The organism is Kitasatospora sp. NPDC059146 (assembly GCF_042786665.1).
Lineage (GTDB): Bacteria > Actinomycetota > Actinomycetes > Streptomycetales > Streptomycetaceae > Kitasatospora.
This window is the reverse complement of record NZ_JBHZCY010000204.1, coordinates 1-10,443: the sequence shown is the minus strand read 5'-3', so window position 1 is coordinate 10,443 and position 10,443 is coordinate 1. Positions and strand designations below refer to the sequence as shown.

The following is a 10,443-nucleotide window of genomic DNA, read 5'->3' as shown; positions in this document are numbered from 1 at the left end:
CCGGTGGAGCGGATGATGCGGGACGCGAAGATCACCCAGATCTACGAGGGCACCAACCAGGTCCAGCGGATCGTGATGGCCCGCAACCTGCCGTAGTCGCCAGGACCTTCGCAACGGCCCCCGACCGCCGCCGTGCGGTCGGGGGCCGTCGATCGTCCGGCTGTTCGTCCGGCATCGAACCTTCCTGGACGGGCGGGCTGCCGGATGTCATAAATGATCGTCAACTCGTTTGCCGAGCACGATCATTGCGGGAGTCCACGGATCATGAGCAGCACCCCCGAGCAGCGCACCGACGGCAAGGTCTGGCTGATCACCGGCGCCAACTCCGGCTTCGGCCAGGCCATCGCCGAGGCCGCCCTGGCGGCCGGCGACACCGTGGTCGCGGCGGCCCGCCGCCCCGAGGCGCTGGCCGAACCGGCCGCCGCCCACCCGGGCCGGCTGGTCCCGGTGCGGCTGGACGTCACCGACCAGGAGCAGATCCTCGCCGTGGTCGCCGAGACCGTGCAGCGGCACGGCCGGATCGACGTCCTGGTCAACAACGCCGGGCGCGGCGTGATCGGCGCCGTCGAGGAGACCACCGACGCCGAGCTGCGCGACCTCATGGAGCTGCACTTCTTCGGCCCGGCCGCGCTCACCCGGGCCGTACTGCCGCACATGCGGGCCCGGGGCGCCGGCGCCGTGGTGCAGATGAGCAGCATGGGCGGCCGCTTCTCCTTCCCCGGCGTCGGCGCCTACTCCGCCACCAAGTTCGCCCTGGAGGGGCTCTCCGAGGCGCTGGCCCAGGAGGTGGCCGGCTTCGGGATCAAGGTGCTGGTCGTCGAGCCGGGGTCGTTCCGGACCGGCTTCGCGGGCGGCGGCGCGCTGGCCCACTCCGCCCCGATCGAGGCCTACGAGCCGCTGGTCGGCCCGGTCCGCACCGGCCTGCCGGACTCCGACGGCAAGCAGCCGGGGGACCCGGCGAAGGCCGCCGCGGCGATCCTGGCCGCGCTGGCCGCCGAGCGGACCCCGCTGCGGCTGGCGCTCGGCACCGACGCGGTGGACGCCGTCCTCGGCAACCTGGACGGTGCCCGCAAGGAGGCCGAGGCCTGGGCGGCGGTCGGCCGCGGCACGGACTTCCCGGCCGGCAGCTGACCCCGCTCGCGGGGGGAATCAGGGCGACGGCGGGCAGCCCGGCTGCCTAGGCTGCCCGCCATGCGCACCACGACCGACACGCTCGGCCTCGCCCGGCTCACCCCCGAGAACATCGACGCCGCCCTCGCCCTGCGGGTCCGGCCCGACCAGGAGGGCCTGGTCGCCCCGGTGGCGAAGTCGCTGGCCGAGGCGTACGTGTACGGGGACACGGCCTGGCCCCGGCTGATCCTGGACGGCGGCCGGCCGGTCGGTTTCGTGATGGCCTTCTTCGACATCCGCTTCCACCCCGGGCGGCCGGACGACCGCCCCCGTTCCGGCCTGTGGCGCCTGCTGGTCGACGCCGGGCGGCAGGGCGGCGGCTACGGCCGGTTCGCGGTCGAGCAGGTCTGCGCGGAGATCCGCCGCCGCGGCGGCACCCGGGCGACGGTCACCTACCACCCGGGCCCGGACGGCCCGGCCGGGTTCTACGCCCGGCTGGGCTTCCGGCCCACCGGCGAGCTGAGCGGCGACCAGGACGTGGCGGAGGTGGAGCTGTAGCCGCCCTGTCCCGCCCCGCACCGTGCGGGCCGGCTCAGTCGAGCAGCGCGGCCGCCTGCTCCCGGGCCTGTCGCAGCCACTCGGCGCGCTCGGCGGCGGGGGCGCCGGTGACGGTGCGGAACACCGTCCGCCGGACGTCGGTGACGCCGACGTACGGCAGTACGCAGGCCGCCCAGATCCGTTCCAGCGGGTCGCCGAACTCCTCGCGCTCCCGGGCCTCGGGGGTGTCCGAGGTGTTCAGCACCAGGGCCCGCCCGGCGCGCAGCAGTCCGGCGGGTTCGCCGTCGGCGGTGCCGAGCTTGTAGGCGACGCCGGGGGCCAGGACCCGCTGCACCCAGCCCGCCAGGACCGCGGGCGGCATGCCCCACCAGTTGGGGTGGATCAGCACCAGGGCGTCCAGGGTGGCCACCTCGGCGCGGTGCGCGGCGAGTTGCGGGTCGGTGGCGGTCCCGGCGTCGTCGACCGTGCCGGTCTCCCCGGCGGTGAGCAGTGGTGCGAACCCGTCGGCGTACAGGTCGTGCGCCCGCACCTCGCAGCCGCGTCCGCGCAGTTCGTCCACCACGGCCTGGTACAGCGCGTGGTTGAAGCTGCCCGGCCGCGGATGTGCCAGGTAGACCCCGATCCGGTTCATGTTCCGCCCCCCTCAGGCTGGTTGGAGGCCGATGCTACTGGCCGGCCGTTGCGGTCGCGGCCTGTGGGGCGCCCGTGGACGCCCGGCACTGTGTGCACACGCACGCAACCTCGGTACGATGAACGGCATGGACCGCGCCGATCTCTCCCTGGGCCCCCTGTCGGAGCAGGACCACGCCTTCTACGGCCTGGTCTGGGCCGGCACCACGCTGGCCGCCCGGGTGGACCGGGAGCTCGCCCGGGTGCACGGGCTGCCGCTGTCCTGGTTCGAGGTGATGCTCTGGCTGGCCGGGCAGCGGGAGCCGGTGGCGGCCTCCGACCTCGGTGCCAAGACCATGCTGAGCCGCAGCCAGGTCTCCCGGGTGGTCGACGCCCTGGCCGGGCGCGGGCTGGTGGCCCGGACGCCCTCGGCCTCGGACGCGCGCTCGGTGCGGATCGAGCTGACCGAGCGGGGCCGCGCGCTCTTCGCCGAGGCGGACGCCACCCGGCGGGCCGCCCTGGCCCCGGTGTTCACCGACCGGCTGGACCCGGCGGACATCGCCGCCCTGGAGACGGTCTGGCGCAAGCTCAAGGCCTGAGCCCCACCGGCGGCCGCCCGACGCCGGGCGGCGAGCGGGACGAGCGGGATAACACGCCGCCGTGACCTCGCCCCCTACGGGGGTGGCGCGCGACGCGCGGCCGCTCGTGCCATGATCCCTGCATGGGTTCCAACGTTTTCTTCGACATCACCATCAACGACGAGCCGGCGGGCCGCATCGTCTTCAAGCTGTACGACGACGTCGTCCCGAAGACCGCGCGCAACTTCCGTGAGCTGGCCACCGGCCAGAACGGCTTCGGCTACGAGGGCTCCGGCTTCCACCGCGTGATCCCCGCCTTCATGCTGCAGGGCGGTGACTTCACCAACCACAACGGCACCGGCGGCAAGAGCATCTACGGCGAGAAGTTCGAGGACGAGAACTTCAAGATCAAGCACACCCGCCCGGGCCTGCTGTCGATGGCCAACGCCGGCCGCAACACCAACGGCTCGCAGTTCTTCATCACCACCATCGTCACCGACTGGCTGGACGGCAAGCACGTCGTCTTCGGCGAGGTCGTCGAGGGCATGGACCTGGTGAAGAAGATCGAGGGCCTCGGCTCGCAGAGCGGCCGCACCTCGGCCGTCATCAAGATCGCCAAGTCCGGCGAGGTCGAGTCCGTCTGACCGCAGCCCTCCTGGGCCCCTGACGCACGCCACCGCCCCGGAGCGGGGAGTCGGATCCGCCGATCCCCCGCTCCGGGGCGGTGGTGTCTTCCGTGGTGCCTCCCACGGTGCCTCCCGGGGCGCATCCTAGGCCGAAGGACCGATGCCGCACCCCTGCCGCCCGGGTGGAGAATGGGCGGGTGGATCATGAAGATGCGTACGAGGGAATGGTCCCGGCCGCGCGGACGGCCTACCTGGAGCGGATCGGGGTGCCGGATCCCGGGGAGCCGTCGGCGGCGGGTCTGGCGCGCTTGCAGGAGGCCCATCTGCGGGCCGTCCCGTTCGAGAACCTGAGCGTCCACCTCCGCGAGCCGATCGTGCTGGACCCGGCGGCGCTGGTGGCGAAGGTCGTGGACCGGCGGCGCGGCGGCTTCTGCTACGAACTCAACGGCGCCTTCGCCGAGTTGCTGACGTCGCTGGGGTACCGGGTGAGCCTGCTGGCGGCCCGGGTGTTCGACGGGGAGCGGCCCGGGCCGCCGTTCGACCACCTGGCGCTGCGGGTCGACCTGGACGAACCCTGGCTGGTCGACGTGGGGTTCGGCCGGTTCACCCGGCACCCGGTGCGGCTGGACGGGCGCGGGGCCCAGAGCGACCCGCACGGTACGGCGCTGCTGCGGCCGTACGGCGACGACGGCGACCTGGACGTCCTGCTGGACGGGGTGCCGCAGTACCGGGTCGGCCGGCACCCGCACCCGCTGTCCGACTTCACCCCGACCTGCTGGTGGCACGCGACCTCGCCGAAGTCCCCGTTCGCCCGGGGGACCACCTGCTCGATGCTCGCCGCGGACGGCGGCCGCACCACCCTCAACGGCACCCGGCTGGTCCGCACCGCCCCGGACGGCACCCGCGCCGAGGAGGAACTCACCGACGCCGACGCGCTGTCCGCGTACCGCGAGCACTTCGGCATCGTGCTCGACCGGCTGCCGGGAGCCGTCCCGGCCTGAACGCGCGCGGGGGCCCCGCCGTCGGACGGGCCCCCGCGCGGCGGCTACTTGAACTCGGGTACCGCGGTGTCGTTCTTGAACGCCTCGAAGACCTGCTTGGACTTGGCGGCGTCCCACTGCACCGCCGACTCGCCGGTCTTGGTGTGGTAGTCGGCGTTGCCGATCGGGACGGTCATGGTCTTGCCGCCGCCGCCGTTGACGTCCTTCATGGCGAGGAAGAGCGAGCCCAGGTCGGTCAGCCCGCAGTCGTCGTCGACGATCAGGGTGCCGAGCGCCGAGTCGACCAGCGGGTAGAAGGTGAACGGGTTGAGCACGGTGCCCGGGGAGGCGGCCTGGTGGGCGAGGGCGCCGAGGAACTTCTGCTGGTTGCGCATCCGGCCGAGGTCCTGGTCGGCCATCTGGTGGCGCTGGCGGACGAAGGCCAGGGCCTGGGTGCCGTTGAGGGTCTGGTCGCCGGCCTTGAGGTCGAGGCCGGAGTCCTTGTCCTTGATGTCCTGGTCGATGTGCATCTCGACGCCGCCGACGGAGTCGACGATGCCCGCGAACCCGGCGAAGCCGATCTCGGCGTAGTGGTCGATGCGGATGCCGGTGTTGAGTTCGACGGTCTGCACCAGGAGGCGGCCGTTGCCGGTGGCGAAGGCCGAGTTGATCTTCGAGGTGGTGGCCTTGACGGTCTTCCCGGCGCTCGTCCTGAACTCGGGGATCGGCACCCAGGAGTCGCGCGGGATGCTCATCAGCGTGTTCCCGTTGTCCCCGATGTGCAGGATCATCATCGAGTCGCTGCGCTTGCCCTCGACGTCGTGGCCGGTGTGCATGGTGTCCATCTGGGACTCGCTGAGGCCCTCGCGGCTGTCGGAGCCGACGATCAGCCAGTTGGTGCCCTTGCCGGCGGCCGGGCGGCCCGGGTAGCCGGCCAGCACGTTGTCGTGGTTGAGCTTGGAGTCCGCCCAGAACCAGGTGGACACGGAGGTCACCATGACGGCGATCAGCAGGCCGAAGACCGTCCACTTGACGACCCGCCGCCGCGGCCAGCGCCGGGACTGCGCGCCGCCCGGCCGCGCTCCGGCGGGACCACCGGGGCCGCCGGGGCCGCCGGGCCGGCCCGGTCCGCCCGGGCCGCCGGGGCCCGGCCGTCCGGGGCCGCCGGGGGCGCCCTGCGGCGGGACGCCGCCGAGCCGGTGCGGCGGTTCCGGCTGCCGGGGGGCGGGCGCGCCGGCCCCGCGCGGGTTGAGGGAGGCCGGCAGCGGTCGCTCGGACGCCGGGCCGCCGCCGTTGCCTCCGTAGGGGTTGCCTCCGCCGCCCGGGCGGCCCTCCTGCCACGTGTTCATGCCGTCGAGGATGCCCGACCCCGGTCCGGCTGACTCCCCCCGGGGCCCCTGCCAGGCCTCTTGTAGCAGTTTTGATGCACGTACCGGATCGTTCCGGCGTGAAATGCGCCCGTCACCCCCGTTCCGCTTGCTGAAACGTTCCTTGACCGGTTCGAACGCACCGTGTTTGCATTTCGACATGGATCAGAGTCGGGCACTCACGCGTCGGCGCCACGTCGACCTCCAGCGTGTGTCCGGTTCGCTCTGTCGTCGCTGAAGCGCGCCCGTCGAGACCCCCGACCCGCTTCCAGCCAGAGGTGAACCCATGGCCACCGTCCTGTCCGTTTCCGGCTCCCCGTCCGCGACCTCCCGCACCACCCGGCTGCTGCGCCACGTCGACGCGCGCCTGGTGGACCGCGGCCACCACGTCATCCCCTTCGAGGCCCGCAGCCTGCCCGCGCAGGCCCTGCTGTCCGGCGACTTCGACCACCCCGGGATCGTCGCCGTCACCGAGCTGTTCGCCCGCGCCGACGGCGTCGTCATCGGCACCCCCGTCTACAAGGCCGCCTACTCGGGCCTGCTCAAGGCCCTGCTGGACGTGCTCCCGCAGTACGCGCTGGCCGGCAAGGCCGTCCTGCCGCTGGCCACCGGCGGCTCGCCCGCGCACGTCCTCGCCGTGGACTACGCGCTGCGCCCGGTGCTCAGCTCGATGGGCGCCGGCCACATCACCCAGGGCTGGTTCGTGCTCGACCGCCACATCACCGCCGGGGAGGACGGCCGGACCCTCGTCGAGTGCGAGACCGACGCCCAACTCGTCCCCGTCGTGGAGGGGTTCGCCGACGCCCTGGAACGGCTGGCCGCGCCGGTGCTGACCGGCTGAGCCGCCGGCGGGCCCGACCCCGTACGGGGCGTCCCCGAGAAGGCCCGCGGCGCCCCCTAGGGGGAGGGGGCGCCGCACCCGTAGAACCTTGGTTGCAGCGCTTCATTCCGACGGAGGACGAGCCGACCGGGACCGGCTCCTAACGTGGTTCCTACATCCCCGCCCCACCGTGCGCGGCCCGATCCGATCGGGTCCGCCGGCCGACCGCGTCGGAAGGGTGGGGGTCGACGGGTGGGCCACTTCTTAGGAGACTCCAGTGACGACGGCAGCAGCCGTGTACGACCCCCAGCTTCCCGGCGGACCGTCCGCCGTCGCCGCCTCGGCCCGCCAGGTGACCAAGGCCTACGGTTCGGGCGAGACCAGGGTCACCGCGCTCGACGCGGTCGACGTGGACATCCAGCGCGGCCGCTTCACCGCGATCATGGGCCCCTCCGGCTCCGGCAAGTCGACCCTCATGCACTGCCTGGCCGGGCTGGACACGGTCACCAGCGGACAGATCCGGATCGGCGACACCGAGATCACCGGCCTCAAGGACAAGCAGCTGACCCGCCTGCGCCGGGACAAGATCGGCTTCATCTTCCAGGCGTTCAACCTGCTGCCGACCCTGAACGCGCTGGAGAACATCACGCTGCCGATGGACATCGCCGGCCGCAGACCCGACCAGGCCTGGCTGGACCAGGTGGTGGAGACCGTCGGCCTGGCCGGCCGGCTCAAGCACCGCCCCACCCAGCTCTCCGGCGGCCAGCAGCAGCGCGTCGCGGTGGCCCGCGCCCTGGCCGCCCGCCCCGAGATCATCTTCGGCGACGAGCCCACCGGGAACCTGGACTCCCGGGCCGGCGCCGAGGTGCTGACCTTCCTGCGCCGCTCGGTGGACGAACTGGGCCAGACCATGGTCATGGTCACCCACGACCCGGTCGCCGCCGGCTACGCGGACCGCGTGCTCTTCCTCGCCGACGGCGTGATCGTCGACGAGATGCACGCGCCGACCGCCGACTCCGTCCTCGAACGCATGCGCCGTTTCGACGGCAAGCGCACCAGCTGACGGCGGGACGACGAAACCATGCTGCTCAAGACCTCACTGCGGAGCTTCTTCGCCCACAAGGGCCGGATGGCGCTCTCGCTCATCGCCGTCGTGCTGTCGGTCGCCTTCGTCTCCGGCACCCTGGTGTTCTCCGACACCGCCACCAGCACCTTCTCCAAGCTGTTCGCCGCGACCGCCTCCGACGTCTCGGTCCAGCCGCCCAAGCCGGCCGACGAGGAGGACCCGCAGGCCGGGGACAAGCCCGCCACCGTCCCGGCCGCGCTCGCCCAGCGGATCGCCGGGCTGCCCGGCGTGAAGACCGCCGTCGGCCAGGTGATGGTCGGCAACGCGATCCTGGTCAACCCGGCCACCGACAAGCTGGTCGGCCCGACCAGCGGCGCACCCACCCTGGTCGGCAACTGGACCGACACCCCGCGCAACGCGGTGAAGCTCACCTCCGGGCACGTCCCGCAGGACTCCGGCGAACTGGTGCTGGACGCGGACACCGCCAAGAAGGCCAAGCTGGCCGTCGGCGACCGGATCCGGGTCGACAACGCGGGCGGGCAGCACCCGTACACGATCGTCGGCATCGCCACCTTCACCACCACCAACCCCGGTGCGGCGCTGGCCTTCCTGGACACCCCGACCGCCCAGCAGGTGCTGCTCGGCGAGCAGGCCTACACCTCCGTCGAGGCCTACGGCGACGGCAGCCGCAGCGACGACCAGCTCAAGGCCGACGCCCTCGCCGAGGTCGGCGGCGGCTACCAGGTCAAGACCGCGACCGAGCAGAAGGACGAGAACACCAAGTCCATCGGCAGCGGCCTCGACTTCATGACGTACGCGATGCTCGGCTTCGCCGGGATCTCGCTGATCGTCGGCGGCTTCCTGATCATCAACACCTTCTCGATGCTGGTCGCCCAGCGCACCCGCGAGATCGGCCTGTTGCGCGCCATCGGCGGCAGCCGCGCCCAGGTGAACGGCTCGGTGCTGGTCGAGGCACTGATCCTGGGCGTGCTCGGCTCGACCCTCGGGGTGGCGGTCGGCCTCGGCGTCGCCGTCGGCCTGATCAAGCTGATGAACGCGATCGGCATGGACCTCAAGGCGAGCGACCTGGTGATCGGGCCCGACGTCTTCGCGGCCGGCTACGCGGTCGGCGTCCTGATCACCGTGATCGCCGCCTGGATCCCGGCCCGCCGGGCCAGCCGGATCGCCCCGATGGCCGCCCTGCGCGACCACGGCACCCCGGCCGAGGCCCGCTCCAACGTCGTCCGGACGATCCTCGGCGTGCTGCTCACCGGCGGCGGCGCCGGCCTGCTGGTGCTCGCCGGCACGGCGGAGAAGGCGGGCACCGGCGGGCAGCTCCTGGGCCTGGGCCTGCTGCTCACCCTGATCGGCTTCGTGGTGCTCGGCCCGCTGCTGGCCACCGTCGTCATCAAGGTGCTCGGCGCCCTGCTCCCGGCCCTGTTCGGGCCCTCCGGCAAGCTCGCCCAGCGCAACGCGATGCGCAACCCGCGCCGGACCGGTGCCACCGCCGCCGCGCTGATGATCGGGCTGGCGCTGGTGATCGGCTCCTCGGTGTTCAGCTCCTCGGCGGTGACGTCGGCGAGCGAGCAGATCGACAGGTCGGTGGGCGTCGACTACATCATCGGCGGCGGCCCGACGGGCGTCACCGGGGAGATGATCGACGCGGTGAAGCGGACCCCGGGCATCGACCACGTCACGACCCAGGAGAACTTCCAGAGCGCCAAGGTCCGGCTGTCCGGCGGACAGAGCGCCAGGACGGACCTCACGGCGGTGCCGGCCACGTTCTTCGGCACGGACTTCCACCCCACCGTCAGCTCCGGCACCGTCGACTCGATCGGCCGCGGCTCGCTCGGGATCGGCGAGAACTTCGCCAAGGACCACGGCCTCAAGGTCGGCGACCAGGTGACCGTCGACTACGGCAAGGGCCGCACCCAGACCCTGCCGGTGGGCGTGGTGTTCCAGAAGGGCGGACTGCTGGGCGACGGGACCTTCGTCGACCTGGACACCGCGACCAAGGTGGTCCCGGCCGCCGAGCAGCCTCCGGTCCGGACCTTCTTCGCCAAGGCCACCCCGGGCACCGACGTCGCCAAGACGCTCACCGCCCTGGAGGACGCGCTGCGGCAGTACCCGCAGCTGACCGTCAAGGACCAGGCCGGCTACAAGGAGCTCGTGCAGTCCCAGGTCAACACCCTGCTCTACCTGATCTACGGCCTGGTCGGCCTGTCGATCACCGTCGCGGTGCTCGGCGTGGTCAACACCCTGGCCCTCTCGGTGGTGGAGCGGACCCGCGAGATCGGCCTGCTGCGGGCGATCGGGCTCTCCCGCCGCCAGCTGCGCCGGATGATCCGCCTGGAGTCCGTGGTGATCGCCCTGTTCGGCGCCGTGCTCGGCACCGGGCTGGGCCTGGCCTGGGGCGTCACCGCCCAGCGGGTGCTGCGGGACCAGGGCCTCGGGACGCTCTCCGTCCCGACCACCACGGTCGTGGTGACGCTGGTCTCCTCGGTGGTGATCGGTCTGGTCGCCGCCCTCGTACCGGCCTTCCGGGCCGGACGGATGAACGTCCTCGCGGCCATCGCGACGGACTGACCCGGCGACGGGGGACGTCGGGTCACCCCACGGGGGAACGGGGGGAACCGTGGGGAACGGGGGGCGGGGGCCGGGGGGCCCCACCCCCCCCCCCCCCCCCCCGGCCCGCCCCCCCCCCGGGACCCGCGGCGCCCCACCCCCCC

General features: G+C 72.9%; 12 protein-coding genes. 10 read left to right on the top strand and 2 right to left on the bottom strand.

Annotation, left to right across the window (positions count from 1 at the left end; translation table 11 throughout):
* The 3 genes from ACFXPX_RS42145 to ACFXPX_RS42135 form a co-directional block, all read left to right on the top strand.
* On the top strand, window positions 1-96 hold a 96-nt coding region (locus tag ACFXPX_RS42145; RefSeq protein WP_157849844.1), incomplete at its 5' end, for an acyl-CoA dehydrogenase family protein.
* Between the two features lie 168 nt (window positions 97-264).
* Window positions 265-1,131: an oxidoreductase gene (locus ACFXPX_RS42140; protein ID WP_380644971.1), complete on the top strand. Its 867-nt coding sequence runs from the start codon at window positions 265-267 to the stop codon at window positions 1,129-1,131.
* 60 nt (window positions 1,132-1,191) lie between these two features.
* Entirely contained in the window at window positions 1,192-1,668 is a 477-nt protein-coding gene (locus ACFXPX_RS42135; protein WP_380644970.1) for a GNAT family N-acetyltransferase, read from the top strand.
* 34 nt (window positions 1,669-1,702) lie between these two features.
* Here ACFXPX_RS42135 and ACFXPX_RS42130 read toward each other — a convergent pair whose 3' ends face one another.
* Window positions 1,703-2,299, bottom strand: coding sequence for an NAD(P)H-dependent oxidoreductase (locus ACFXPX_RS42130; protein ID WP_375897336.1), 597 nt, complete (start codon window positions 2,297-2,299; stop codon window positions 1,703-1,705).
* Window positions 2,300-2,426: 127 nt separating this feature from the next.
* On the opposite strand from ACFXPX_RS42130, the gene ACFXPX_RS42125 reads away from it, so the two are divergent.
* The 3 genes from ACFXPX_RS42125 (at window position 2,427) to ACFXPX_RS42115 (ending at window position 4,482) form a co-directional block, all read left to right on the top strand.
* Window positions 2,427-2,876 carry a MarR family winged helix-turn-helix transcriptional regulator gene (locus ACFXPX_RS42125; RefSeq protein WP_375897339.1) on the top strand — a complete coding sequence of 150 codons (450 nt, stop codon included), beginning with the start codon at window positions 2,427-2,429 and terminating at the stop codon, window positions 2,874-2,876.
* Between the two features lie 122 nt (window positions 2,877-2,998).
* Window positions 2,999-3,499: a peptidylprolyl isomerase gene (locus ACFXPX_RS42120; protein ID WP_375897342.1), complete on the top strand. Its 501-nt coding sequence runs from the start codon at window positions 2,999-3,001 to the stop codon at window positions 3,497-3,499.
* Window positions 3,500-3,678: 179 nt separating this feature from the next.
* The gene (locus ACFXPX_RS42115; protein WP_380644969.1) at window positions 3,679-4,482 is read left to right on the top strand and encodes an arylamine N-acetyltransferase; all 804 of its coding nucleotides are present in this window, start codon (window positions 3,679-3,681) and stop codon (window positions 4,480-4,482) included.
* 44 nt (window positions 4,483-4,526) lie between these two features.
* On the opposite strand, the gene ACFXPX_RS42110 is transcribed toward ACFXPX_RS42115, so the two are convergent.
* Entirely contained in the window at window positions 4,527-5,810 is a 1,284-nt protein-coding gene (locus ACFXPX_RS42110; protein ID WP_380644968.1) for an LCP family protein, read from the bottom strand.
* Between ACFXPX_RS42110 and ACFXPX_RS42105 the strand changes: the two genes are divergently transcribed.
* The 4 genes from ACFXPX_RS42105 to ACFXPX_RS42090 all read left to right on the top strand — a co-directional run bounded on the left by ACFXPX_RS42105 (window position 5,809) and on the right by ACFXPX_RS42090 (window position 10,300).
* The gene (locus ACFXPX_RS42105; RefSeq protein WP_375895894.1) at window positions 5,809-6,066 is read left to right on the top strand and encodes a putative leader peptide; all 258 of its coding nucleotides are present in this window, start codon (window positions 5,809-5,811) and stop codon (window positions 6,064-6,066) included. The genes ACFXPX_RS42110 and ACFXPX_RS42105 overlap by 2 nt on opposite strands.
* 48 nt (window positions 6,067-6,114) lie before the next feature.
* Entirely contained in the window at window positions 6,115-6,669 is a 555-nt protein-coding gene (ssuE, locus tag ACFXPX_RS42100; RefSeq protein ID WP_360244294.1) for an NADPH-dependent FMN reductase, read from the top strand.
* 256 nt (window positions 6,670-6,925) lie between these two features.
* Window positions 6,926-7,711: an ABC transporter ATP-binding protein gene (locus ACFXPX_RS42095; protein ID WP_350509632.1), complete on the top strand. Its 786-nt coding sequence runs from the start codon at window positions 6,926-6,928 to the stop codon at window positions 7,709-7,711.
* Between the two features lie 18 nt (window positions 7,712-7,729).
* Window positions 7,730-10,300 carry an ABC transporter permease gene (locus tag ACFXPX_RS42090; protein WP_380525650.1) on the top strand — a complete coding sequence of 857 codons (2,571 nt, stop codon included), beginning with the start codon at window positions 7,730-7,732 and terminating at the stop codon, window positions 10,298-10,300.
* Window positions 10,301-10,443: the final 143 nt, after the last annotated feature.